Origin of the sequence: Thioalkalivibrio sp. ALJ4, from assembly GCF_000377225.1 — a bacterium.
In the GTDB taxonomy this organism is placed as follows: domain Bacteria; phylum Pseudomonadota; class Gammaproteobacteria; order Ectothiorhodospirales; family Ectothiorhodospiraceae; genus Thioalkalivibrio.
Genome location: NZ_KB897918.1, coordinates 344816 through 369195, shown reverse-complemented (window position 1 = coordinate 369195; position 24380 = coordinate 344816). Strand labels below are relative to the sequence as shown.

At 68.7% G+C, this 24380-nt stretch carries 20 protein-coding genes; 4 read left to right on the top strand and 16 right to left on the bottom strand.

Features of this window, described 5'->3' with window-relative positions; all coding sequences use genetic code 11:
* From C936_RS0107930 to C936_RS0107870, 13 genes are all read right to left on the bottom strand, one after another.
* A complete protein-coding gene (locus C936_RS0107930) occupies nucleotides 1-2691 on the bottom strand; it encodes a nitrate reductase (protein WP_018649029.1) in 2691 nt (896 codons plus the stop codon).
* 1 nt (nucleotide 2692) lies between these two features.
* Nucleotides 2693-3064 (bottom strand): nitrite reductase small subunit NirD, encoded by a 372-nt coding sequence (gene nirD, locus C936_RS0107925; protein ID WP_018649030.1) that lies wholly within the window; start codon nucleotides 3062-3064, stop codon nucleotides 2693-2695.
* A complete protein-coding gene (gene nirB / locus C936_RS0107920) occupies nucleotides 3061-5541 on the bottom strand; it encodes a nitrite reductase large subunit NirB (RefSeq protein WP_018649031.1) in 2481 nt (826 codons plus the stop codon). Before nirB ends, nirD begins: the two co-directional genes overlap by 4 nt.
* On the bottom strand, nucleotides 5541-6341 hold the full coding sequence (locus tag C936_RS0107915) for an ABC transporter ATP-binding protein (RefSeq protein ID WP_018174711.1): 801 nt from the start codon (nucleotides 6339-6341) through the stop codon (nucleotides 5541-5543). Before C936_RS0107915 ends, nirB begins: the two co-directional genes overlap by 1 nt.
* A gap of 25 nt (nucleotides 6342-6366) precedes the next feature.
* On the bottom strand, nucleotides 6367-7302 hold the full coding sequence (gene ntrB, locus C936_RS0107910; protein ID WP_026278821.1) for a nitrate ABC transporter permease: 936 nt from the start codon (nucleotides 7300-7302) through the stop codon (nucleotides 6367-6369).
* Nucleotides 7303-7349: 47 nt separating this feature from the next.
* Nucleotides 7350-8654, bottom strand: coding sequence for a CmpA/NrtA family ABC transporter substrate-binding protein (locus tag C936_RS0107905; RefSeq protein ID WP_018174709.1), 1305 nt, complete (start codon nucleotides 8652-8654; stop codon nucleotides 7350-7352).
* 468 nt (nucleotides 8655-9122) lie between these two features.
* Nucleotides 9123-10448: a nitrate regulatory protein gene (locus C936_RS0107900; RefSeq protein ID WP_018649032.1), complete on the bottom strand. Its 1326-nt coding sequence runs from the start codon at nucleotides 10446-10448 to the stop codon at nucleotides 9123-9125.
* Nucleotides 10449-10574: 126 nt separating this feature from the next.
* Nucleotides 10575-10931, bottom strand: a complete 357-nt coding sequence (locus tag C936_RS0107895; RefSeq protein ID WP_018174707.1) for a DsrE family protein — start codon at nucleotides 10929-10931, stop codon at nucleotides 10575-10577.
* A gap of 91 nt (nucleotides 10932-11022) precedes the next feature.
* Nucleotides 11023-11265, bottom strand: a complete 243-nt coding sequence (locus C936_RS0107890) for a hypothetical protein (RefSeq protein ID WP_012982075.1) — start codon at nucleotides 11263-11265, stop codon at nucleotides 11023-11025.
* Between the two features lie 10 nt (nucleotides 11266-11275).
* Nucleotides 11276-11962: a TIGR04282 family arsenosugar biosynthesis glycosyltransferase gene (locus C936_RS0107885; RefSeq protein WP_018174706.1), complete on the bottom strand. Its 687-nt coding sequence runs from the start codon at nucleotides 11960-11962 to the stop codon at nucleotides 11276-11278.
* Nucleotides 11955-12656: a TIGR04283 family arsenosugar biosynthesis glycosyltransferase gene (locus tag C936_RS0107880; RefSeq protein WP_018174705.1), complete on the bottom strand. Its 702-nt coding sequence runs from the start codon at nucleotides 12654-12656 to the stop codon at nucleotides 11955-11957. The genes C936_RS0107885 and C936_RS0107880 overlap by 8 nt, the downstream gene beginning before the upstream one ends.
* Nucleotides 12657-12670: 14 nt before the next feature.
* Nucleotides 12671-13363, bottom strand: a complete 693-nt coding sequence (locus C936_RS0107875) for a TVP38/TMEM64 family protein (protein WP_012982072.1) — start codon at nucleotides 13361-13363, stop codon at nucleotides 12671-12673.
* A 6-nt stretch (nucleotides 13364-13369) separates the two neighbouring features.
* A complete protein-coding gene (locus C936_RS0107870; protein WP_018174704.1) occupies nucleotides 13370-14734 on the bottom strand; it encodes a replication-associated recombination protein A in 1365 nt (454 codons plus the stop codon).
* 133 nt (nucleotides 14735-14867) lie between these two features.
* Here C936_RS0107870 and C936_RS0107865 point away from each other — a divergent pair, with 133 nt between their 5' ends.
* The 4 genes from C936_RS0107865 to C936_RS0107850 all read left to right on the top strand — a co-directional run bounded on the left by C936_RS0107865 (nucleotide 14868) and on the right by C936_RS0107850 (nucleotide 19556).
* Entirely contained in the window at nucleotides 14868-16103 is a 1236-nt protein-coding gene (locus tag C936_RS0107865; RefSeq protein ID WP_018174703.1) for a GTPase family protein, read from the top strand.
* Nucleotides 16100-17638: a GTPase family protein gene (locus tag C936_RS0107860; RefSeq protein WP_018174702.1), complete on the top strand. Its 1539-nt coding sequence runs from the start codon at nucleotides 16100-16102 to the stop codon at nucleotides 17636-17638. The genes C936_RS0107865 and C936_RS0107860 overlap by 4 nt, the downstream gene beginning before the upstream one ends.
* Nucleotides 17639-18865, top strand: a complete 1227-nt coding sequence (locus C936_RS0107855) for an MFS transporter (RefSeq protein ID WP_018138326.1) — start codon at nucleotides 17639-17641, stop codon at nucleotides 18863-18865. It abuts the gene before it with no gap.
* A 130-nt stretch (nucleotides 18866-18995) separates the two neighbouring features.
* Nucleotides 18996-19556: an SRPBCC family protein gene (locus C936_RS0107850; RefSeq protein ID WP_018138327.1), complete on the top strand. Its 561-nt coding sequence runs from the start codon at nucleotides 18996-18998 to the stop codon at nucleotides 19554-19556.
* Nucleotides 19557-19568: 12 nt separating this feature from the next.
* Here C936_RS0107850 and C936_RS0107845 read toward each other — a convergent pair whose 3' ends face one another.
* The 3 genes from C936_RS0107845 to C936_RS0107835 are packed head-to-tail and all read right to left on the bottom strand — an operon-like array spanning nucleotide 19569 to nucleotide 24201.
* Nucleotides 19569-20789, bottom strand: coding sequence for an acetoin utilization protein AcuC (locus tag C936_RS0107845; protein WP_018174701.1), 1221 nt, complete (start codon nucleotides 20787-20789; stop codon nucleotides 19569-19571).
* On the bottom strand, nucleotides 20786-23344 hold the full coding sequence (locus C936_RS0107840) for a nitric oxide reductase activation protein NorD (RefSeq protein ID WP_018174700.1): 2559 nt from the start codon (nucleotides 23342-23344) through the stop codon (nucleotides 20786-20788). The genes C936_RS0107845 and C936_RS0107840 overlap by 4 nt, the downstream gene beginning before the upstream one ends.
* Nucleotides 23341-24201 carry a CbbQ/NirQ/NorQ/GpvN family protein gene (locus C936_RS0107835; protein WP_018174699.1) on the bottom strand — a complete coding sequence of 287 codons (861 nt, stop codon included), beginning with the start codon at nucleotides 24199-24201 and terminating at the stop codon, nucleotides 23341-23343. The genes C936_RS0107840 and C936_RS0107835 overlap by 4 nt, the downstream gene beginning before the upstream one ends.
* Between the last annotated feature and the right edge of the window lie 179 nt (nucleotides 24202-24380).

Here is a 24380-nt window from a genome sequence, read left to right as displayed (position 1 = left end):
TTATCCCTCCCGCGCCACGGGGTCCGTGGGCGCCTCGGCTTCCTCGTTCAACAGGGTCTGGATCTCGGGTCGGCAGGAGCCGCAATTGGTCCCCGCCTCGAGGACCGCACCCACGGCCTCGCAGGTGGCCAGCCCCTGCTCGCGGATCGCGGTGCGGATGCGTGTCTCGTCCACGCCGAAGCAGGCGCAGACCATGCGCCCACGCGCGGCCTGGCCGTTCGGCGCTCTACCGGTGAGCAGCGCCATGCGCTCGGTATCGCTGATCGTCTCGACCGCGAACAGGCCCGCCAGCCACTCGCGCTCGGGCAGGCCCCGGTCGGGCCCCGCGAACAGCACGCAGGCGAGCCGCCCTTCATGGATCCGCGCGGCGCGGTAGCGCCCCCCGGCGGGGTCGGCGAACTCCAGCCATTCCCCCGGCCCGTCCAGACGTTCGCGCCACGCATCCATCGTGGGCGGTGCGCCGCGCCCAGCCAGTTCGGTGCGCAGGTGTCGGGGACCGCGGGCGGTCACCGCATAGTCCGCGTCCGGTGCGGCGATCGGCTCGCGGCTCAGCACGAAGCCGTGCCAGTCCAGTGCCGCCGGGCGCACGGCCACGGCCGTGTGCTTGAACGCCGGCTGACCGGAGACCGGGTCGACATGCGCGGGCACCAGCGCATCGACCCGGGCGAGCCGCGCGATCGGACGGCTCCAGTGCATGGGCACGAACACGCTGCCCGGGCGCTGCTCGCGGCTCACCTGCACCCGCGCCAGCAGGCGTCCGTGGCGACTGGTCACCTCGGCGAGATCGCCGCCCTGGAGACGGAACAGCCCGGCATCCACCGGATGGATCTCGACGAACGGTTCCGGCTGATGCGCGCTCAGGCGCGGGGTGCGTGCGGTGCGGGTCATGCTGTGCCACTGGTCGCGGATGCGGCCGGTGTTCAGGCGCAGCGGATAGTCGGCAGCGACCGGGTCGGTCGGGGCCTGCGGAGTCACGGCCGCGAGCCGCGCCCGGCCATTGGCGGTGAAGAAACGGCCATCGGCATAGAGGTGTTCGGCGCCCGTCCGACTCCCCGCCGGCAGCGGCCACTGCACCGGCTCCAGGGCCTCGTACTCGGCGTCGGACAGCCCGGCCAGGGCGCCGATATCGAAGTCGCGCGTGCCGTGGTTCTCGAAGGCGGACAGCGCCGCATGCTCGCGGAAGATCTCGCCCGGATGGGTATAGGGAAAGGCGTCGGCGAAACCCAGCTGCTGCGCGACTCGGGCCAGCGCCCACCAGTCGTGGCGGGCCTCGCCCGGGGGCGCCCGGAACGGGCGCTGGCGCGAGATGCGGCGCTCGGAGTTGGTTACCGTGCCGTCCTTCTCGCCCCAGGTGGTCGCCGGCAGCAGGACGTCGGCTACCCGCGTGGTCTCGGTCTCGCGCACGCAGTCGGAGACCACGACCAGCGGGCATGCGGCCAGGGCCTGCTCGAAGCGCGCGGCCTCGGGCAGGCTGAACAGCGGATTGGTGCCGATGATCCAGACCGCCTTCACCTGCCCCGACTCGACCGCGCGGAACAGGTCCAGCGCCTTCAGCCCCGGCTGGCGCGCGAGGTTCGGTGCGCCCCAGAAACGTCCGACCCGGTCCAGGGCCGCGTCGTCGAAGCCCATGTGGGCGGCCAGCTGGCTGGCCAGTCCGCCGACCTCGCGCCCGCCCATCGCGTTCGGCTGGCCCGTCAGCGAGAACGGGCCCATGCCCGCGCGCCCGATACGGCCGGTGGCCAGGTGCACGTTGAGGATCGTCCCGGCCTTGTCCACGCCGCTGTCGGACTGGTTGATGCCCTGGCAGAAGGCGGTCACGGTGCGCTCGGTACGGGCAAACCACTGGAAGAACGTTGCCACGGCCTCCGGCTCCAGCTCGCAGGCCTCTGCCGTCGCGGCGATCGATGGGCTGGAGGCCCGCGCGGCCGCCAGGGCGTCGGCGAAACCGTCGACATGGCGCTCCAGGAAGCCGGGGTCCAGCGCATCCTCCCGGCGCAGGTGGTCCAGCAGGCCGTTGAACAGCCAGGCATCCGTGCCCGGCGCCAGCGGCAGGTGCAGGTCGGCCGCCTGGGCGGTGGCCGTGCGCCGCGGGTCGATCACCACCAGCTTCATCTCCGGGCGCGCCGCGCGGGCGGCCTGCAGGCGCTGGAACAGGACCGGGTGGGCCCAGGCCATGTTGGAGCCCGTCACCACGACCAGATCGGCCTGCTCGAGGTCGGTATAGCTCCCCGGCACGCCATCCACCCCGAAGGCGCGGGTATGGGCGGCCACGGCCGTGGACATGCAGAGCCGGGAGTTGGTATCGATATTCGCCGAACCGATGAAGCCCTTCATCAGCTTGTTGGCGACGTAGTAATCCTCGGTCAGGATCTGCCCGGAGACGTACAGGGCGACCGCATCCGGCCCGTGTGCCGCGATGGTCTCGCGAAAGCCGTTCGCCACATGATCCAGCGCGGTCTCCCAGTCGACACGCCGCCCGCCGATCTCCGGGTGCAGCAGCCGGGCCTCGTCGCCGAGGGTCTCGGCCAGTGCCGCGCCCTTGGAGCACAGGCGCCCGGCATTCGCCGGATGGGCGGGGTCGCCGCGCACCGCGACCGGAAACTCGCCTTCCGGCGTCGCGGTCACCTCCACCCCGCAGCCCACCCCGCAATAGGGGCAGGTGGTACGGGTCACCGGCTCGGCCGTGGCCATCTCAGCCCGCCTCGCGGCAGGCGACCGGTGCCGCAGCGGCATGGTCCGCGGCGTCGCCCGTGGCGCCGGAGAAATCCAGCCACACCTGACCGTCGGTCACCCGTATCGGGAAGGCATGGGTACAGCCACTGTCCGCCCCGGTGGCCTCGCCGGACTGCAGGTCGATCACCCAGTTGTGCAGCGGGCAGGTCACGCGCTCGCCGTGGACGATGCCCTGCGACAGCGGCCCGCCCTTGTGCGGGCACTGGTCGCGCAGGGCAAACACGCGGTCATCCGCGGCGCGGAACACGGCGATGTCGCCGTTCGGACTCGCCACTACGCGCGCACCCAGCGGCGGGATGTCCTCGAGCGGACAGATCGCAAGCCAGCTCATGCCGACACCCCCTGGCGCGGGGGCGCGTCCACCGGCGTGATCGGAATGAACTCGTGCGCCGCATGCCCGGCGGCCCGCTCGGCCCAGGGGTCCACCTGCGCCACCTCCTGCGACTCCAGGAAGCGGGCGTACAGTGCCGCGCGGTTCTCGGCGTCGTCCACCAGGCGTTCCTTCACCCGGGTCAGCCCGACGCGCTCGATCCACGGGGCGGTGCGTTCCAGGTAGCGCGCGTCTTCGCGGTAGAACTGCATGAAGGCCCCGGCATATTCCAGCACCTCGGCCTCGGTCTCCACCTTGCAGAGGAAGTCGGTGGCGCGCACCTTCACCCCGCCGTTGCCGCCCACGTGCAGCTCGTAGCCCGAGTCCACGCAGACCACGCCCAGGTCCTTGATCGTGGCCTCGGCGCAGTTACGCGGACAGCCAGAGACCGCCATCTTGAACTTGTGCGGGGTCCAGGAGCCCCAGCTCATCCGTTCCAGCTGGATGCCGAGTCCGGTCGAGTCCTGGGTGCCAAAGCGGCACCACTCGGAGCCGACACAGGTCTTCACCGTACGCAGGGCCTTGCCGTAGGCATGGCCGGAGACAAACCCGGCGTCGCCGAGATCGCGCCACATCGCCGGCAGGTCGGCCTTCTTCACCCCCAGCAGGTCGATGCGCTGGCCGCCGGTGAACTTGACCGTGGGCACCTGGTAGCGCTCGGCCACCTCGGCGATCGCGCGCAGCTCGGCCGGGGTGGTCACCCCGCCCCAGATGCGCGGCACGACGGAATAGGTACCGTCCTTCTGGATGTTGCCGTGGGCGCGCTCGTTGATGAAGCGCGACTGGGCGTCGTCCTGGTAGTCCTTCGGCCAGGCCGCCAGCAGGTAGTAGTTGAGCGCCGGACGGCAGACATGGCAGCCGTTCGGGGTCTTCCAGTCGAGGGCCTCGAACACCGCGTCCATGGTCTTCAGGCCGTCGCGGGCAATGGCCGCGCGCACCTCGTCGTGGCTGTGGTCGGTGCAGGCGCAGACCGGCTTTTTCGCCGGGGCGTCGGAGTAGTCTCCACCCAGCGTGGTGGCGAGCACGGACTCCACCAGCCCGGTGCAGGAACCACAGGAGTTCGACGCCTTGGTGTGGGCACGCACGTCCTCCAGCGTGAACAGCTTGTGCTCGCTGATCGCCTGGACGATCTCGCCCTTGCACACGCCATTGCAGCCGCAGATCTCGGCCTCGTCGGGCATGGCCGCGACCCGCGAAGCCTGGTCGCCATGACCGGAGTCGCCGATATGCGCCTGGCCGAACAGCAGGTTCTCGCGGATGTCGGCCACTGGCGTTCCGTCCCGCATCAGCTGGAAGTACCAGGAGCCGTCCAGGGTATCGCCGTACAGCACGGCCCCCTGGATGCGGTTGTCCTTCAGCACCAGGCGCTTGTAGACGCCGCGCGCGGCATCCTTGAACACCAGGTCCTCGGTGGTCTCGTCGCCGGTGAAGTCGCCGGCGGAGAACAGGTCGATCCCGGTCACCTTCAGCTTGGTGGAGGTCATCGAGCCCTCGTAGCGCCCAATGCCGTACTCGGCCAGGTGGTTGGCGCAGACCTTCGCCTGCTCCCACAGGGGCGCGACCAGGCCGTAGGTGGCGCCGCGGTGCTGCACACACTCGCCGACCGCGTAGATCGACGGGTCATAGGTCTGCATCGTGTCGTTCACCACCACGCCGCGCTCGCAGTGCAGCCCGGCGGACTCGGCCAGCGCGGTGTTCGGACGGATGCCGACCGCCATCACCACCAGATCCGCCTCGACCTCGCTGCCGTCGGTGAAGCGCACGCCGGTGACGCGGTCCTCGCCCAGGATCGCCTCGGTCTGGTGCGCCATGCGAAAACGCATGCCGCGCTCCTCCAGCGAGCCGCGCAGCATCCCGGCGGCCTCGGCATCCAGCTGGCGCTCCATCAGGTGATCCATCAGGTGCACCACGGTGACCTCCATGCCCTGGCGCATCAGGCCGTTGGCAGCCTCCAGGCCCAGCAGGCCGCCGCCGATCACCACCGCATGCTGGTGTGCGCGGCTGGCCGCGAGCATCGCGTCCACGTCGTGGATGTCGCGGAAGGCAACCACGCCCTCCAGTTCGTGCCCCGGCACCGGGATCATCACCGGGTCGGAGCCGGTCGCCAGCAGCAGGCGGTCATAGGGCGCCTCGGTGCCGTCCTCGGCGATCACCCGCCGGTTCACGCGGTCGATCCGCTCGATGCGTCGGCCCTTGTGCAGGGTGATGCCGCGTTCGGCATACCAGGCATCGTCGTTCAGCATGATCTCGTCGACGGTCTTCTCCGAGGCCAGCACCGGCGAGAGCATGATGCGGTTGTAGTTGCCCCAGGGCTCGGCGCCGAACACGGTGATGTCGTACATGTCCGGCTTGAGCTTCAAGAGCTCCTCGACCGTGCGCATGCCGGCCATGCCGTTGCCGATCAGGACCAGCCGCGGCTTGTCGTTCGCGGTATCCATCACGCGGCCTCCGACTCGGGGTTCTTGTGGCGCTCGTGGAGAAAGCGCAGCACCTCGGCCCGGTAGTGGTTGTACTGGGGGTTGTCGGCCATCACCAGGCGCTCGCGCGGCTTCGGCAGGTCGATCTCCAGGATCTCGCCGATGGTCGCGGCCGGGCCGTTGGTCATCATCACGATGCGATCGGACAGCAGTACCGCCTCGTCCACGTCGTGGGTAACCATCAGCACGGTGTTGCCCAGCTCCGACTGGATGCGCATCACCTCGTCCTGCAGGTGCGCCCGGGTCAGCGCATCCAGCGCACCGAAGGGTTCGTCCATCAGCAGGACCTTCGGCTCCATCGCCAGCGCCCGGGCGATGCCCACACGCTGCTTCATACCGCCGGAGATCTCGTCCGGGCGCTTGTCCAGCGCGTGGCTCATGCCGACCATGTCCAGCGTCTGCAGGATCCACTCGCGGCGCTCGGCGGCGGATTTCTTGCCCTTGAAGGTCTTGTCCACGGCCAGCGCCACGTTGTCGCGCACGGTCAGCCAGGGCAGCAGGGAGTGGTTCTGGAACACGACGCTGCGATCCGGGCCCGGCTTGCTGACCTCCTTGCCGTCCAGGATCACCGCGCCGGTGCTGGTCTCCAGCAGCCCGGCGACGATGTTGAGCACCGTCGACTTGCCGCAGCCGGAGTGGCCGATAATGGAGATGAACTCGCCGCGGTCCACGTGCAGGTCGACGTCGCGCAGCACCTCGCTGGCCGTCGGTCCTTCGCCAAAGGTCTTGTGGACGTGTTCGATGGAGAGATAGCTGGTCATGATGATTCTCCTGTGAGGGGCCGGATCAGCCGGCCTGCGTGCCGCGGGTGACCCATTTGCCGACGATCGCGACCAGACGGTCGAGGAAGAACCCGACCAGGCCGACGTAGACCAGGGCCAGCACGATGTCGCTGAGCATGGAGGCGTTCCAGGCATCCCAGATGAAGAAGCCGATGCCGACCCCGCCGATCAGCATCTCGGCGGCGACGATCGCCAGCCAGGCGAGGCCGATGCCGATACGCAGACCGGAGAAGACATACGGCGCGGCGGCCGGGAGCATGATCTTGGTGAAGTACTCGAAGCCGTTCAGGCGCAGCACGCGGGCCACGTTCACGTAGTCCTGCGAGATATTCCGGATGCCGACCGAGGTGTTGATGATGATCGGCCAGATCGCGGTGATGAAGATCACGAAGATCGCCGACGGGTTGCTGGCCTGGAACGCGGCCAGGGAGATCGGCAGCCAGGCCAACGGCGGCACGGTGCGCAGCACCTGGAACAGCGGGTCCAGCCCGCGCATCGCCCAGGTGGACTGGCCGACCAGCACGCCGAGACCGATCCCGGCGACCACCGCCAGGGCGTAGCCGTAGGCCACGCGTTCCAGGCTGGCGAGCAGCTGCCAGGCCATGCCCACGTCGTTGCCGCCGTAGTCATAGAACGGGTTGACGATCAGTTCCCAGGTGTCGGTGATCACCTGACTCGGGCCGGGCAGTACGGCTCCCTGGGAGGACGTCATCATTTCCCAGAGAAGCAAAAAAATCGCGGTCACGATCACCGGGGGCAAGACCACGGCGGCCGCGTTGCGCATACGCCGGCCCCAGGCCCCGGGGTCGGGCGGCGGGGCAGCGCCGGACCGCGCCGACGGCGGCGCCGCCGGTCGGGCCACCGGGGCCGTGGAGGTCTCCGCGGCCCCGGTGGCCCGACCGGCGCCGAAGGTCATGTTGCGATCGAGAATGGCACTCATCATCGAATCCTCTTGAATCGTCTGTGCAGGGGCGTCGGGCCGTCGCGTCAGGACGCGATCGCCTTGATCTCCAGGCTGTCGAGATAGGCCTGTGGGTCTTCCGGGTCGAAGACCTTGCCGTCGAAGAACTCTTCCTTGCCGCGCGAGGTGGACTCGGGGATGTCGGCCGAGTCGATGCCGAGCGTGTCGGCCGCCTCGCGCCAGATGTCCTCGCGGTTGACCTCGTCCACCAGGGCCTGCATGTCGAGGTCCGGCGGCAGGTAGCCCCAACGGATGTCCTCGGTGAGGAACCACAGGTCGTGGCTCTTGAAGGGATAGGAGGCCTGGTCGTTCCAGTAGCGCATGCGGTCGGGGTGATCCTCGACCACGCGGCCAGTGCCGTAGTCGAAGTGCCCCTGCATGCGGTCAATGATGTCGCCGTACGGGGCGTGGATGTAGCGCCGGCGCGAGCAGATCTCGGCGACCTCCTCGATGTTCGCCGGGTCCTCGCAGTACATCTGCGCCTCCATCACCGCCATGATCAGGGCGCGGGCCGCGTTCGGGTTCGCCTCCACCCAGTCCGCGCGCATGCCCAGCGCCTTCTCCGGATGGTTGTGCCAGAGCTCGCCGGTGGTGTTCGCGGTGTAGCCGATGCCCTGGTTGATCAGCTGCATGTTCCAGGGCTCGCAGACACAGAAGGTGTCCATGGACCCGACCCGCATGTTGGCGACCATCTGCGCCGGCGGCACGACGATGGTGGAGATGTCGCGGTTCGGGTCGATCCCGCCGGCCGCCATCCAGTAGCGAATCCACAGGTCATGGGTGCCGCCGGGGAAGGTCATCGCCGCGCGCACCTCGTCGCCGCCGGCGCGTTTCTCCGCCAGCGCCTCCTTGAACTCCCCGGTCTCCAGGCCGACCTTCAGATCGGCATATTCATCACCCACCGAGATGCACTGCCCGGCCAGGTTCAGCCGCGCGAGGATGCTCATCGGCGTACCGCGACGGTGCAGCAGGTAGGGCATCGGCGTCAGGATGTGGGAACCGTCGATGCCGCCGCGGCGCGAACCCAGTTCCAGGTTGTCGCGCACCGTGCCCCAGGAGGACTGCTTCAGCACCTGTACGTCCGGCATGCCGTGGGCGGCGAAGAACCCCTTCTCCAGCGCGATGAACAGCGGAGCGGCGTCGGTCAGGGCGATAAAGCCCAGCTTCGCCTCGGTGGTCTCCGGCTTGCCGTTGCCGGCCTTCGCATACCCCCAGGGCGCGGCCCCGGAAACGCCCAGCGCGGTCGCGCCGATCCCGGCGGCCATGCCGCCCAGGAAACGCCGGCGCGACAGGCCGGAGGTCTTTTTCGTGTCATTCGTGTGATCGGTCATTGCGGGTTCACTCCCCTTGTCAGCAAACACGTCCCAAAAACGAAAAAAGGCGTCGCATCAGCCCGGCCGCGTTTGCAGCCGGGTGATGGACGCCTTTGTCCAGTCCCACGGGAGGCCCGGTCATCGGGTCTCCCTGTTGTCAGGCGACGAACCGCCGTTGGCTCGTCTTGCTCAGTCTCCTGCAGGAGGTGTGCCAATTAGCTGTTGCTAATCGACTCTCGTGGACCAAAGCCCACCCTGACGCGGAAAAATCGGACGGTTCCCGGTAAACAATCGAATCCTGGCAGGGGAATGACGATCACAAGCGGCACCACCCTGGGGCACGCCGGCGGTGCAGATGAACCGCTCTGGTGCACACCCCGTAGGAGCCGCCTTGGCGGCGAAGCCCCTGCCATTGTCGGACACTAGCAGGGGCTTCGCGGGCAGGCCCGCTCCCACAGGGGCGGAATCCCTTTCCCCGTGTATTAGCTACAGGTCGCCCTTGCCCAGGAGGTCGGACATCGCGACGGTCGCCTCGGCGACCTCGGCCAGGCGCCGGTTCTGGTTCATCGCCGTCTGGCGCAGGAGCTTGTAGGCCTGATCCTCGCTGAGGCCGCGGTGCTGGATCAGCAGCACCTTGGCGCGCTCGATGGTCTTGCGTTCGGCCAGGGCCTGGCGTGCCGCATGCAGTTCGTCCTCCACCGACTGCAGCCGGGTCGCCTGGCGCTGCACCAGGTCCATCACCGAGTGCCCGACGATCGGGACGTTGAGTACGGTCTCGCCCTCCTCCTGCGTGCTCTCCAGGCCCTCCGGCGCGCCGAAAAACACCGCATACGGCACGCTGTCGCGCAGCTCCGACTCGGCGAGTTGCTCCACCCGATCACGCACAGCGCCCAGGTCCGCGCGATCCGCCGTGATGCGTGCCGAACAGCACTCGTTCAGGTGCATCTCCAGCAGGTCCTCGATCTCCTTCATCGCGTCGATGCGCGCGGTGGTGCAGGCAAACCAGGTCTCGGCGCGGGCCGGGTCCGGCAGGGGATCGCCCCGGAGATCGCCGTGGGTACAGGCCTGACGGCGCAGCCGCTCGACCTCCGCCGCGAAGCCCGCGCCCTGCAGTTCCTGCCAGGCCGCGCAGGCGGGCTTCGGGGCAAACTCGGAGAAGATCCGAAACGAGCGTTCCTGGGCATCGATCCGGTGCAACAGGGACTGGCGCAGTTCGCCATCGAACACGCCCTGACCAAAGCCGGCGGCCCCGATCGCGCGTTCCTGGCCCGCCAGCTCCTTGCCCTGCATGAAGTTCAGCAGGGCCACCAGGGCCCGCGAGACCTCCGGGTCCGTGGCGGAGTCAGCGGCCTCGAACACCACTGCCAGCAGCGACCGGATCAGCTCGCTGAAGCCGCGCATCGCCTCCATCGGCGAGAGCGTGCGTTCGCTGACCTCCGCCCGCAGGCTGGGCAGACCCGACAGGCCATGCAGCGCCAGCGCCATGCGCCCCAGCAGACGGCTGCGCGCGTGGGCACAGGCCCCGGGCTCCAGCCAGCCATCAAGGTGTTCACGAAACGCCTGTGCGGTGGTGTCGGATTCAGCTCGGTACTGCGCTAGTTCGTCCGCATAGCGCTGGCCACCGGAGCCGATCCAGAGGCTGGAGGCACCGCGTTCGCGCTGGAGCTGATGCACCAGCGCGCGGATGCGCCCGACCAGCTGTACCGCCTCCAGCAGGCGCTCCAGGCTCACCACCTCGCACTTGCGCGAGGCGACCAGGAAGTCGCCAATGGCCTCTTCGAAGGAAAAACTCGGGGATGGGGTCTGGGTCATGCTCGTCGTCCGTGGATCACTCCCGGAACAAACAAGCATGCGATGTGCCAGTTCGAGGGGCTGACACAGGAGACACGGGCAAAACGGGCGGGGGATCACACCCCACCCGCGGACCGGCCCGCTCGATCAGAAGCTCATGGAGCGGTCGAAATCGGCAACGGCCTGGACGTACTGACCCATGCCGGCCATCTCGGCGTTCGGCAGGAAGTTGTGCTCGCCGACGTCGCGGCCCTTGGCGCAGGCCTCGCAGGCCCAGAACGGGACGCCTTCCTCGACCAGCGAATCCACGATGTCCTTCATCGCCGGCATGTTGTGGCCGACGATCTTGTCGTAGACATTCCGGTTGGCGATGTTCACGGCCTCGCCCTGCAGCCAGACGGTCACGTCATGGCCCTGCTGCTTGGCCACGTTCGCGGCGATCATGCCGAGGGTGGCACGGGTCGGGTCGTCGGTACCGGCAGTGACAGAAACAATAAAACGCATGGGACTCTCCTTGGTCACGTCAAAGTGGCAGGCACCGTAGCGACCCGGGCCGGGACCGTCGAGTTCCCACAAGCCTCAAGGAGGCGCCGAGTCAGGAAGCGCCTTTCGACGTAATGCTCATGCGATAGAGCTTGAAGGCCATCAGCAGCCAGGGAATGGCGTGCATGATCAGGTCGAGGATATCGATCGGACGGGTCAGCTCGCCCTGGAAGAGCCAGCGGATCTTCTCGACGATGTGCGGTTCGGGGACATAGGGCGACAGCCCCAGGGTGGCCACGAACAGTGCAAACAACCACAGTGGGGAACGGTCGACCCAGGCAACAAAGGCTTTCATGGCGCGCATCCTACCCGAAGCCTGGGCCGACTTGCGACTGCTCTGGGATCGGGGACTCTCGAGGTGCCCCAATGCCACGCAGGAGCGCTGGCGGACAGTGCACCAGGTCTTCCGGGCGGTCGATGTCGGAACGCGATTCCAGCTCAGCCCAGGCAAGACCCCGCGCCCGGGCCCGTTCACGGGTCTGTTTCAGCACCCGGTCGCTGCCCCACTCGATGGCCTCGAACAGCCCGGGTACGGGCCGCGCGGTGGCCAGAAGCACGTAACCGCCATCCAGTGCCGGGACCAGTGCCACGTCCTGTCCTCCGGCCAAGGCTTCACGGGCAGCGATCAGGTCCTCGACACCCAGCGTCGGGGCATCGGAGCCCATCACCAGCGCCGGAAACGGACCCGCCTCCAGCGCATGGCGCATGCGCGCCCCCAGGTCACCGCCCCGCTGCCTGTGCAGGGAACAGCCAAAGCGTTCGGCGCAGTGCTTGAAGAACGGATGATCGGAACCCGGGCTGCACCACAGCTCCACCTGGTCCGGCGCCACCTGACGGGCTACGTCCAGCGCGTGTTCCAGCAGCCGCTCGTGCAGCCGTGCAGCGCCCTCGGCACCCAGCGCGGGGATCAGTCGGGTCTTGGTCCGGCCCGGCTCGGGCGCGCGGGCAAAGACCAGCACGCGCAGCGCATCCAGCGGCCGACGCTCAAGCATCGCCACGATACAGTCGCGCCAGCCCGTCCGGGTTTGCACCCAGCCAGTAGGCCAGGCGCAGCCGCCACATCAGCCAGATCGTGCGCCATGCACCCTGCTGCTCCCAGCGCCGGGACGACGTGACCAGCCGGGTGCGCAGGCACTTTGGGCGTCCCACCGAGCGCAGTCGCCGCGAGAACTCGATGTCCTCCATCAACGGCTGATCCGGCCAGCCGCCTACGGCATTGAACGCCGAGCGTGTAATGAAGATGCCCTGGTCCCCGGTCGCAATCCCGCTCAGACACGAGCGCAGATTCATCATCGCGGCGATCAGCGCGAATATCGCGCGACCGCCCGACAAGCGGACATCGAAACGTCCCCAGGCGCAATCGCCCCGGGCCACCACGTCGCGCAGCGCATGCACCGCAACCCCGGCCCCGTCCGGGAACGCAGTGTCGGCATGCAGGAACCAGAGCACCTCGCCGCGGGCGCGCTCGGCTCCGGAATTCATCTGCCGTGCACGCCCCGGTGCACTGGACAGCACACTCACGCCGCGTTGTTCTGCCTGCCGGACAGTCCCGTCCGTGCTTCCCCCGTCGACCACGATCACCTCACAGTCGAGGATCTCCCTCAACGTATCCAGCAAGGGCGGGAGGGACTCGGCCTCGTTCAGCACCGGGATGATCACGGACAGGAAGGGTGACTCCCGCGACATGGTTGCTACGGGACTCAGGCTGGCGACTGGACGGCTTTCTGCCCCTGCCAGATCCGGCGCAACAGCCGAGGCAGCAACAGCAGCAGGGCCAGCACGGCGAGAATCGCCAGCCCCAGCTGGACCCGGTTGTCCGTATCACCCGCCACCATCTCGCGCGTAGCGTGGCCCAGCCAGGCATAGGCGAACAGGCTGGGGATCAATGCGACCAGGGTCGTGATCGTGAACACGGTCAGCGGCATACGCACCAGGCCCAGGGCGTAGTTGGTCGGGGCGAACGGGAAGACCGGCACCAGCCGTGTCAGTGCGACCACGCGCCAGCCCTCGGCCTCCACATCCTCGCGCAGCCGTGCGCTGCGCGGACCCAGACGCGGTTCCAGCCAGGGTTGCAGCAGGGTGCGCGCCAGCATGAACGCGATAATCGCAGCGATGGTCGCCGCCAGCAGGCTCAGGGCCCCGCCGGTGAACGGCCCGAACAGCGCCCCTCCCAGCAGGATCCAGAAGGTGCTGGGCAACGGAAACAGCGCAAGGACGACAAAGGCCAGCACAAACATCATGTAGGCGCCCATCCCCCAGCTGGCGAGCCACGCCTCGACGTCCTGCAGCGGCAGCAGATCAGGCCACTCGGTGGTCAGTGCTACCCAGACCAGCGACCCTGCCAGCAGGACCGCGGCCAACAGCCACCAGCGTTCGGGATGATGTATCTGCATATGTCTCTATTCTTTGCCGTCGCCGCGCAGTCGCTCCAGCCGTTCGGCCAGCGCGCGCTCCGTGCCCTCGCGTTTCGCCCGATAGAAGCGCTGATCTTCCAGCCCTTCGGGCAGATAGACCTGCCCGCGCGCGAAACCGTCCGGTTCATCATGATCATAGCGGTATCCGGCGCCGAACCCCTCGTCACGCATCAGCTCCGTGGGGGCATTGCGCAGATGCAGGGGCACGCCGGGGCTGCCCGTTTCGCGAATGCTGGCGCGGACCTCGTTCAACGCGGTGTAGGCGCTGTTGCTCTTGGGGGCGGCGGCCAGCTCGATCGCCGCCTGGATCAGCGCGAGATCGCCTTCCGGCCGCCCAAGCCGCTCCATCGTCTGCCAGGCCGCCAGCACCCGAGCACCCAGCCCTACGGCCGCCAGCCCGATGTCCTCGTAGGCCATGCGCAGCAGGCGCCGGCCGAGATAATCCGGGTCACAGCCGGCATCCAGCATGCGCGTCAGCCAGTACACCGCCGCACCAGGATCGGATCCGCGCACCGACTTGTGCAGGGCGGAGATCTGGTCATAGAAGGCATCGCCCTGGCGATCGAAGGCCAGGCTCTGCGCCCCCATCACCGCGCGCAGGGCGTCGGCGGTGATCTCGCCGTCACGTGCCAGATCCGAGGCGGTCTCCAGCCAGTTCAGTGCCCGCCGGGCATCGCCGTCCGCCGCACGGGCCAGCCGCTGGCGTTCGGTGGGCTCCAGCCGCAGCCCGCGCCCCCCGAGTCCGCGCTCGGGATCGCTCAGCGCCCGGTCAATCAGCGCCTCGATCGCCTCGGCGCCGACGGACTCCATGCGATAGACACGCGCCCGCGACAGCAGTGCGCTGTTGAGCGCAAATGAGGGGTTCTCGGTCGTGGCCCCCACGAAGGCCAGTGTCCCGTCCTCGATGTGCGGCAGCAGGGCATCCTGCTGCCCCTTGTTGAAGCGATGGATCTCGTCGATGAACAGCAGCGTGCCGACCCCGTTGCGTCGCCGGGCCTTGGCCGCGTCCACCACCGCGCGCACGTCCTTGACGCCGGCCAGCACCGCCGACAGCGTCACCAGACGCTGTGCCCCGGCCGCCGCCACCAGGCGGGCCAGTGTGGTCTTGCCGCAACCCGGCGGGCCCCACAGGATCATCGACGGAGTCTGCCCCTGCTCGATCGCCTGGCGCAGGGCGGCATCCGGGCCGACCAGGTGATCCTGGCCCACCATCTCGTCCAGCCGCGCCGGGCGCATGCGCTCGGCCAGCGGTGCATTCGGGTCCGGGCCCTGTGCGGCCGGTTCGGGCTCGGGGGGCAGTCCACCCGCATCCGGGCCGAACAGGTCGCCTTCGGAGATATCGCTCATCATTTCAGTGTACCGCGCCCGCCGCGAACATTGGCCGAGACATGGCACACTGAGCGGCGGGCTGGCTCACAAGCCCTGCACAGTTGCGCCTTCTTCACTGATGAAAGGTTTCCATGCCGCGAAACGGAATCACAGCATGAAGCTGCCCTGGCAATCCCTGCGCCTGCCGAAGGGCCTCGGCTGGCGCAAAGTCATGCAGGCCGTCCTGCGACCCGAGGCCGAGGCCCCCGATGCCGACGTCGTGGCCGAGCGAGCGCGCGAGCAGGCCCCCGTGCTGTGGCTGCTGGGCAAGGTGCAGTCCGGCAAGAGCACGCTGGTGCGCGCGATCACCGGCGACTCCGACGTGGCGATCGGGACCGGTTTCAGGAGCTGCACCCGGACGGCACGCGCCTATGACTTCCCGGCCGAAGCGCCGGTGCTGCGCTTTCTGGACACGCGGGGACTGGGCGAGGTCGCCTACGACCCCAGCGAGGATCTCGCCGAGCTCGCGGGCCACGCGCACATGGTGGTCGCCGTGGCGCGCGCGATGGATCTGCAGCAGGAACCCGTGCTGAATGCCCTGCGGGACATTCGCCGCCGGCATCCGAACTGGCCGGTCCTGCTGGTCCAGACCTGCCTGCACGACGGCTATCCCGACGGGCGCGATCATCCGCCCTACGCCGAACTGGACCGCAGCCCCGGGCTGGAGGAACTGGCCCGCGCGCGCCGCACCCAGGTCGAGGCCTTTCGCAACCTGCCCGGGACCGGCCCGGTGCAGATCGTGCCCGTCGACATCACGCCCGAGGACGAGGGCTTCACCCCGACCCACTACGGCCTGGACGCCCTGCTCGATGCCCTGGAGAAGCTGGCTCCGGAACGCATGGGGGTGATCCTGCAGGGGCTGCGCCAGTCCGCAGGCGGTGATGCCCGTCGGCTGCGCGCCCGATCACACATCCTCGGCTACGCCAGCGTCGCCGCGACCACCGATGCCGTCCCCCTGCTGGGCCTGTTCTCCGTTCCGGCGGTCCAGGGGAAACTGCTGCACAGTCTGGCCAGCATCTACGGGGTCACCTGGGATTCTCGCAGTATGAGCGAGTTCTCCGCGGCGCTCGGTTCCAGCACCCTGCTCGGCCTCGGCCTCAGCCACGGGGCCCGGCAGGTCGGCAAGCTGGTCCCCGTCTACGGTCAGACTGCAGGTGCTGCAGCGGCGGCCGCCACCAGCTTTGCCACCACCTATGCGCTGGGCTATGCCGCACGGCACTACCTGGCCCGGCGACATGACGGGCGCGAGGCCACGGCCGGGGTGGAGCAGGCCTATCGCGACGCCCTGCGCGAGGCCCTGAACCTCGCCCGGCACCGCCAGACCGAGCCCTCGGGGAACGACACGCGATGAAACGCCGCTGGCTCACCCGTCTGCAGGTCACGGGCGTGACCTTCGCCGCGTTCCTGCTGCTGTCGCCCTTTGTGGTGGCCTTCGTCCTGGGTCTGTTCTGGCTCTACGAACACAATGCCCTGCTGATCTGGATCGCCGCGGCCGCCATCGCCGCCGGAAGCGTATGGGGCATGACGCTGTGGGCGCGCCACCGGATCAAGGTCCACACCCGCGAACGGACGACCGAGCCCGTGCGCCCCGCCGATGGCGACTGGGCGCCACTGGAACACGCCGCCTGGGCCGAGGTGATGCGCCTGAGCGAGCAGGCCAGCGGCGAGATCGTCACCGACTACGACCGCCTGCGGGAAGCGGGCGAAGAGACCCTGCGTACCGTGGCCGCGCACTATCACCCGGAACAGGAAGACCCCATCTGGGAGTTCACCGTGCCCGAGGCCCTGCTGCTCAGCGAGCGGGTCAGCGCCCGGCTGCGCAAGATCCTGCTGGAGGAGGTACCGCTGTCGGATCGCCTGCGCATGGGCCAGATCCTGCGCGTCTGGGGCTACCGGCCCATGGTGGCATCGGGGCTGTCCTACGGGCGCACGGCCTACAAGGCCTACCGTATCGCGCGGCTGGCCAATCCCCTCCACGCCCTGGCCGCGGAGCTGCGTGATCGCTTCTTCAACGAGCTCTCCGGCAGCGCACGCGAATACCTGCTGCGACGGGTCGCACGCATCTGGATCGAGGAAGTCGGCCGCGCCGCGATCGAGCTCTACTCCGGCCGCCTGCAGCACGATGCCGACGCCCTGGCCGAGATCGCCGACCAGGAAGCACAGGCGAGCGGCCCCGCGGAGGAGGCATTCCCGGGCCGGCCGAAGATACTGGTCGTGGGCCAGCCACAGGCCGGGAAATCCACGCTGGTCAACGCGCTGCTGGGGGAATACCGCGCAGCCACGGACGTGCTGCCGCTGACCGCCGAGCAGGAGGGCTACCTGCTGACCCTCGCGGACGGCCAGGAACTGCTTTTGGTGGACACCCCGGGGCTTGGTGACCGCATGGACGTGGATACCCTGGTTGATGCCGCCCAGACGGCGGATCTGGTGCTATGGGTCGCGCCGGCGCACCAGGCCGACCGCTCCCCGGACCACGAGGCGCTGCAAGCCGTACGGCGCTTCTTTGCAGAGCGCCCGGATCGACGCCAGCCGCCCATTCGCATCGTGGCCAGCCACATCGATCGCCTGTCGCCCGCCCGCGAATGGGAGCCGCCGTATACGCTCGACCCGCCGGAAGAACGGCCCAAGGCGCAGAACATCGCCGCCGCCCGCCAGGCGATCGCCGCGGACTTCGGCCTGCCCGAACAGGAGGTGATTCCCGCCCGGCTCGATGGCGCAACGCCCTACAACATCGACGCCCTGACGGCCGAACTGGAGACGCTGATCCCGGCCATGCAGCAAACCCGCAAGACCCGGCTGCTGCGCCACCCGTCATCCCGAAGCCTGCGCCAGATCTGGCGTCAGACCCGCAAGGGGGCCGGTCGCCTGCTGGGTCGACCGCGCTAGATGACCCTGCGTCCACGCCAGCACCAGGACGCCCCCTCCCTGGACTCCCCGACCGCCTGGCTCGCCTGCGGGCTCTCCCTTGTGGCGCTGTTCGTGGCCTTTGGCATCGCGTACAGCTACGGGGCGTTCTTCTCCTCCATGGCGCAGGAGTTCGGTACACGGCACGGCGGGTCCGCGCTGTTCTTTTCCGCCACCGCTCTGTTGTTCTTCGGCCTGAGCGGTGTGACCGGCCCCCTGTCCGACCGCATCGGCCCAGGGCCGCTGCTCGTTGCGGGTGGCCTGTTCATCGCGGCGGGGCTGGTCGGGACGGCGCGTGCCGGCGAACTCTGGCAGGCCTACCTGGCCTATGGCCTGGGCGTGGGTATCGGGGCGAGCTGCGTATTCGTGCCCGTCGTGGCCGCGGTCGGGCGCTGGTTTGCCCGCAGACGCTCCATGGCCCTGGGCATCGCGGTATCCGGGATCGGGTTGGGCGTACTTGGCTTCGCGCCGCTGTCCGCCTGGCTGATCGAGCTCCACGGCTGGCGCTCGACGTACTATTTCTACGCGCTCGCGGCAGCCGTCATCCTGCCGCTCGCCGGCATCCTGTTTCCACGGCCCGGGCGCGCCCCGGATGGCACCCACGCCGCCACCACCCGCTGGGGTGGGCGCCGCTTCGCCCAGCTTTATCTGGCGACCTTTCTGCTGAATACGATCCTGTACGTACCGTTCGTGCACCTGCCGCCCGCGGCCGAGGCGGGCGGCATCGATCCGCTGCGCGCGGCGGGCCTGGTCGGGATTATCGGGCTGGCGAGCGTGGTCGGGCGGCTGGCGATCGGCATGCTGGGCGATCGCTATTCCCTGATGCATCTCTATCGCGGGTGCTTCGCCCTGATCACGCTGAGCTTTCTGATCTGGGGCACCGCAGGCAGCTACGCCGCCCTTATGCTGTTCGCGGTGGTACTTGGTTTCGGGTACGGCGGGTACATCGCCCTGACACCGGCGATCCTGGCCCGCCTGTTCGGCCTGTACAGCCTGGGCCGCCTGCTGGGCATGACCTACACCGCCGTGGCCCTCGGCGCCGCGCTGGGTCCGGTCCTCACCGGCCTCGGGGTCGACCTGACAGGCGGCTATCTCATGATCCTGATCGCGCTCCACCTCGTCGGCCTTCTGGCCGTTCTCGCCACCCTGCCGATCCGCGACGAGCCCGTCACGGGGACCACGCATCCCCAGCGCGACAGTGACCCCTGAGGTCTTTGTCTATCATCACAGTCCAACCGCCCGTCGTAGGGCAACCTGAACCCCGGCCGCATCCGGGGATCGAATTCTTCATAAAGCTGCAGCAGCCAGGCCCCGAACCGAAGCCCAGGAGGTACCCGCGATGCGAACGTTGCCCGCCCTCCTCCTGGCTGCCTTGGTCGGCTGGGCCCCCGGTGCCGCACTCGCGGTGGAGGTGGTCGAGCGGCATTTTGATACCGACGGTGACCAGCACGAGCTGGAGGTGACCTTCCGGGTCGAAGTCCCACCCGAGGCCCTGTGGTCATACCTGACCGATTACGACGCGCTGAACCGTTACTCGGAATCCATCCGCGAGAGCCGGATCGTCTCCCGATCGGATGACGAGGTGGAGGTCGCAAGCGTCGTGCACAGCTGCGTGTTCGTGTTCTGCCGGACCATCCGCAGGCACGAACGGGTGACCGAGTACTACCCCGAACGCATTGATGCCGAGGTCGATCCGGAGCACAGCAATCTGCGTGCAGGCTCGACCCGCTGGGAGCTGCAGCCCGATGCCGGCGGCACGCACCTGACGATCCAGATGCATGTGGAACCGGACTTCTGGGTACCCGGCTTTATCGGCAAGACCCGCATCCAGCGCGCGACCCTGCGGGAGACGACCGAGCTGCTGCGCTACATCGAACGCGACTACCGCGCCAGCCGCTGACGCGCAGGCTCTCTACGAGCAACTGAACAACGGGTGCCCTGCCAGCAGCCGTTCAAGGCGATTGCGCAGTTCGTCGCGCACCGGACCGGCGCGATCCGCATCGAGACGGGAGGTAAAGAGGGACTCGTACCATTCCTCTTCTTCGTCCATGTCCCAGTCAACCTCGCGCAGCAGGGCCTGGCCGGCCTCCGGGATCGCAGCGGGGAGCTCGCGACCGGTCAGCAGGGCCCAGACCCCGGTCCAGCAGCGTGCCAGCGCCAGCGGGTGATAGCCGCCACCGCCCAGGACCAGCAGCCTCGGTGTGCCGTCGGCGTGCCGCGGGCTGGTCTCGATCACGTCGTCGACGCAGGCGAGGAAGCACTGGGTGGAGATGCCGAACTTGCCGAGCGGGTCCGGCAGCAGCGCATCGGTACCGGCCTGAACGACGACCGCATCCGGCTGCCAGCGGGTGCGCACGGCCTCCCAGACGGCCGCGAAGGCGGCGCGAAACTCGCTGTCGTTGGTCTCCTTGGGCAGCGGCAGGTTCACGGCGTTGCCAAGCGGTCCGGTGTCCTCGATGCGCCCGCCCTCGAAGGGGTAGCCGTACTCGGTGTCCATGTGCAGGGAGACGGTGAGCACGTCCGGGTCGTCGCTGAACGCGGCCTCGACCCCGTCGCCATGGTGGGCGTCGATATCCAGATAGAGCACGCGCTGCCCGGCCTGACGCAGGCGCAGGATCGCCAGCGCCGGGTCGTTGAAGTAGCAGAATCCACGGGCCTGGTCGGGGGCGGCGTGGTGCATGCCACCGGCCGGGTTGAAGGCCATGCGCCCGTCCAGCACCACCTCGGCGCCCTGGATGGAGCCCCAGGTGGCGGTCGCCGGGGTCGCGAAGAACCCGGCGAAGAACGGGTTCTCGAAGTTGCCGATGTTGTGGCGGTCGCGGTAGCGCTGGAAGACCTTGCCCAGCGCCTCGGCGCGCTGCATCGCGGCCACGTACTCGCGGGTGTGGAACCACTCGAGCTCGGCCGGCTGTGCCTTGCGCGATACGGCCATCTCCTGCGGCGTGATCGCGTCATAGGCCTCGATCAGGTCGATGGTCAGCGAGACGCGCGGGATCCCGAGCGGGTGGTTGTCGCCGTAGCTGTGCCCGCGATAGCGCGGGGCATGCAGCAGCGTGGCATGACGGCGGGCCGGCTCCGGGTGCCGAGCCGTAGCGCCGGTGGAGGCGTCGATGGCTTCGGGGATAGCACTCACTGGCGCAGCCTCAGATAGATCTCGGGCAGACGGCGCGGCAGCTCGTCCACGTGGTCGATGATGGTGTAGTGACCGGGACCGAAGATCGCCGGCAGGTATTCCGAACCGGACGGGTCCAGGGTGATGCAGAACGGGTGCACGCCGGCGTCCACCGCCTCCTTCATCGCCATGCGCGTGTCCTCGTGCAGGTAGCGCTGGTCACCGCCGTCGTCGTAGTCGGCCGGGCGGCCGTCGGACAGGATCAGCAGCAGCCGGCGCTGGGCCGAACAGCGCTTGAATGCCTCCAGCGAGTGGCGGATGCCCGCGCCCATACGCGAGGCCAGGCGCCCGGAGACCCCGGCGATGCGGGCGCGGACGGTGTCGTTCAGGTCCTCGTTGAAATCCTTCAGCCAGTAGTAGTTGACCTGGTCGCGCTGCTTGGAGGCGAAGCCGGAGATCGCGTAGGGATCGCCGACCTTCTCGATCGCCTCGGCGAACAGCATCATCCCCTCGCGCACGCGGTCGACGATCTTGCCCTGCCCGCCCGGGTGGCGCGCCATGATCGAGGTGGACATGTCCGCCAGCATCATGACGCCGGTATCACGGTGCTGCACCGCACGGCGGCGGTAGATGAAGGCCTTCGGCGACAGCCCCGCCTTCTTGTCGGCGATGAAGTCGATTACTGCCTCGGTGTCGAGCTCGTCGCCGTCCATCTGCTTGCGCTGCGGCGCCAGGCGCATCGGACGCTGCATCTCGAGACCGCGGGTCAGGCGTTTCAGGGTGTCGGCGTTCTCCGACAGGATCGTGGCCGCCAGCTCCGGGTTTTCGTCGTCCAGCACGCGCTCGTAGAGATTCACCCAGTCGGAGATATAGCGCTGCTCGCGGTAGTCCCACTCGGGATACGGGATGCCGTCCTTCTTCGGGGTGTAGGGAGCGGCGCGCTTGGCCACCTGGGCCGGCTGCGGGATACCCGTGCCGATGCGCCCGCCGGTGCCAGAGGTCTCCTGCTGCGGGGTCTGGATGTCGGCGTCCGGGTCTTTCTGCGCCTGCTCCGGGGCCTGCTGCGGCTGCTCTTCCTGCTTCTCGCGCTCGAACTTGTGTTCGTCGTGCGCCTCATGGTCGCGGAAGTCGGCCAGGCTGCCGTCGCGTTTCCGCTGCGGATACACCGGCAGCGACTGGTTCAGCGACAGCCCGGGCAGATAGGCCTCGGCACGCTCCTCGATGGTGATCTCGGGGAAGGCCTCGTCGGCGAACAGCTCCTCGCCGACTGCCCAGGCGGTGACCACATCCGCGTCCGGCTCCAGCACGCGCGCCAGACGCGGGTCCTGCGCCTCGTCGCGCAGCAGGGCCTGGTGGGCCTTCAGCGCGAAATCGAAGTAGACGCCGGCCGCGCCCTCCGGGCGCTCATGGTCCTCGGCCAGCGCCACCAGGCGCGGCAGGAAGTTCGGGATGCGCGGGGCCAGGCGCGCGTTCACGCGCAGGTCCTCGGCCAGGTCGAACAGCACCTGGAAGCGGAACATGCGCGCCTCGAATGGCGCGAACAGCGGGCGCCAGGTGATGCGCGAGCGGTCATCCAGCGGCGGGTGCTCGACCCCGGCACGCTCGAACAGCCGCTCGACGTCGGACTGCGCATACGTATCGAAGGCCAGATGCGCGGCCGCGTGCTGGGTGGCGACGATCGCCTCCTCGCGCGAGTCCATCACCGCCGGCATAAACAGCCGCCGGCCGTCGGTCTCGAGCATCGGGCGGCCCGCGCCCGGCTTCCAGCTGGAATCGGCCAGCGGGATATCGGCATCCAGCCAGGCCAGCAGCACCAGGCGCAGGAAGCGCCCGTGCATGCGCGGGCGAAAGCCCGGCAGCGCCTCCAGGAGCAGCTTCAGGCTCTCGTCGCTCTCCAGGCGAAAATAGGCCTCGCCGCGCGAGCGCCCGGCCTTCAGCAGGTCCGCTCCGCGCCGGGCCCAGGACAGCAGGCCCTGGTCGCCCACCAGGTTGCGGGCGATCGGGGCGCCCTCGAGATAGGCGTCCAGGGTCAGGCCGCGTTCGTCGAACAGCGTCTCGGCCGGCTCGATCAGCGCGCGCAGGCCCTCGATCCCGCGCCCGGCGGAGAGCTTGTCGAACGGCGTCTCGAAGTAGGCACGGGCATCGGGCAGGCTGCGTTCGCACCAGCGCAGGCCGATCTCGGCCCACTCGCGCTCGCCGGCCTCGCCCCAGGCGTCATACACGCGATCGGCCTGGGCCATGAAGCCTTCCAGTGCATCGGCGGAGTTGACCCACTGCTTGAACCGGACGGCCTGTTCCAGCCACAGATCCACCGTCTGCATGTGCTCCGCGAGCCGCGCGGAATTGCGCATGAAGCTCTTGCCGGCCTCGCGGTCGTGGAAGAACAGCTCGCGGACGGTCTCGATCCAGCGCCGCGCAGTGGCGGCACCGAACGCGCGGATGGCCGGGAGGGCCTCCTTGGTGTCGCGGTGGGCGACGAAGCTGATGTCCTCCAAGTGCTGGAGGATCTCTTCGATCTCGACGAGATCTTCGGCTTCCGTGTTCGCCCCGCCGCTGTTGCGGGCCTGGTCGCTCACGCGGCTTCGGACTCGGGGAAGTGGGCGTCGAAGATCTCTTCCAGCGCCTGAATCAGCTCGGGGTCGTCGGTGATCGGGGCGATCATCGCGGCACGGCAGGCCACGCGCGGGCTCAGTCCCGCCTGCATCAGCTCGCCGGCATAGGCGAGCGCACGGGTGGAGGTCGCCTCTTCCAGTCCGTGGTCCTTCAGGGCCCGCGCCTTGCGCCCGGCAGCCACCAGCTTCTCGACCCGATCGGCATCCAGGCCGCCGGATTCCTTGGCCACGATCTCGCGCTCGACATCCTCGGCGGGGTAGTCGAAGTGGATACCGACAAAGCGCTGCTTGGTCGAGGGCTTCAGGTCCTTCAGCACCGTCTGGTAGCCGGGGTTGTAGGAGATCACCAGCATGAAGTCCTCGTGCGCATCGATGATCTGGGACTTCTTGTCCAGCGGGAGCTGGCGGCGGTGGTCGGTCAGCGGGTGAATGACCACGGTGGTGTCGGTACGCGCCTCGACGATCTCGTCGAGGTAGCAGATCGCGCCCTCCTTGACCGAGCGGGTCAGCGGGCCGTCCTGCCAGACGGTCTCCTCGCCCTCCAGCAGGAAGCGGCCGACCAGGTCGGAGCTGGTCAGGTCCTCATGGCAGGAGACGGTGACCAGCGGCTGCCCGATGGTATGCGCCACGTGTTCCAGGAAGCGGGTCTTGCCGCAGCCGGTCGGGCCCTTGAGCATCACCGGCAGGCGCTTCGAGTACGCGGCCTGAAAGATCTCGATCTCGTCGCCCTGAGCCTTGTAGAACGGGGCATCGCCCGCGTCGCCGGGCTTCTCGATCACGTCGCGTTCCACACCGCGGATACGGTTAATCAGGTTCTTCATGGGGTCTCCGATGCCGACCGCGGGGGCCGGGGCTGGTGTATGCGCGGGAGCGGCGTTACCCTCCGCCGGGCTGGCGGCATGCCCCGTGGCATCCCGTCGTGTTCCCGCAGGCTTTGTTGTATCATTGGCTGTTTATATTCTATCGAACCTGCGCACTTCCATGAACCAAACGCCCTTCC

Bases quoted from the DNA above. Each gene is read 5' to 3' on its own strand.
- C936_RS0107930 (WP_018649029.1), bottom strand. From the start codon at position 2,691: ATGGCCACGGCCGAGCCGGTGACCCGTACCACCTGCCCCTATTGCGGG.
- nirD (WP_018649030.1), bottom strand. From the start codon at position 3,064: ATGAGCTGGCTTGCGATCTGTCCGCTCGAGGACATCCCGCCGCTGGGT.
- nirB (WP_018649031.1), bottom strand. From the start codon at position 5,541: ATGGATACCGCGAACGACAAGCCGCGGCTGGTCCTGATCGGCAACGGC.
- C936_RS0107915 (WP_018174711.1), bottom strand. From the start codon at position 6,341: ATGACCAGCTATCTCTCCATCGAACACGTCCACAAGACCTTTGGCGAA.
- ntrB (WP_026278821.1), bottom strand. From the start codon at position 7,302: ATGAGTGCCATTCTCGATCGCAACATGACCTTCGGCGCCGGTCGGGCC.
- C936_RS0107905 (WP_018174709.1), bottom strand. From the start codon at position 8,654: ATGACCGATCACACGAATGACACGAAAAAGACCTCCGGCCTGTCGCGC.
- C936_RS0107900 (WP_018649032.1), bottom strand. From the start codon at position 10,448: ATGACCCAGACCCCATCCCCGAGTTTTTCCTTCGAAGAGGCCATTGGC.
- C936_RS0107895 (WP_018174707.1), bottom strand. From the start codon at position 10,931: ATGCGTTTTATTGTTTCTGTCACTGCCGGTACCGACGACCCGACCCGT.
- C936_RS0107890 (WP_012982075.1), bottom strand. From the start codon at position 11,265: ATGAAAGCCTTTGTTGCCTGGGTCGACCGTTCCCCACTGTGGTTGTTT.
- C936_RS0107885 (WP_018174706.1), bottom strand. From the start codon at position 11,962: ATGCTTGAGCGTCGGCCGCTGGATGCGCTGCGCGTGCTGGTCTTTGCC.
- C936_RS0107880 (WP_018174705.1), bottom strand. From the start codon at position 12,656: ATGTCGCGGGAGTCACCCTTCCTGTCCGTGATCATCCCGGTGCTGAAC.
- C936_RS0107875 (WP_012982072.1), bottom strand. From the start codon at position 13,363: ATGCAGATACATCATCCCGAACGCTGGTGGCTGTTGGCCGCGGTCCTG.
- C936_RS0107870 (WP_018174704.1), bottom strand. From the start codon at position 14,734: ATGATGAGCGATATCTCCGAAGGCGACCTGTTCGGCCCGGATGCGGGT.
- C936_RS0107865 (WP_018174703.1), top strand. From the start codon at position 14,868: ATGAAGCTGCCCTGGCAATCCCTGCGCCTGCCGAAGGGCCTCGGCTGG.
- C936_RS0107860 (WP_018174702.1), top strand. From the start codon at position 16,100: ATGAAACGCCGCTGGCTCACCCGTCTGCAGGTCACGGGCGTGACCTTC.
- C936_RS0107855 (WP_018138326.1), top strand. From the start codon at position 17,639: ATGACCCTGCGTCCACGCCAGCACCAGGACGCCCCCTCCCTGGACTCC.
- C936_RS0107850 (WP_018138327.1), top strand. From the start codon at position 18,996: ATGCGAACGTTGCCCGCCCTCCTCCTGGCTGCCTTGGTCGGCTGGGCC.
- C936_RS0107835 (WP_018174699.1), bottom strand. From the start codon at position 24,201: ATGAAGAACCTGATTAACCGTATCCGCGGTGTGGAACGCGACGTGATC.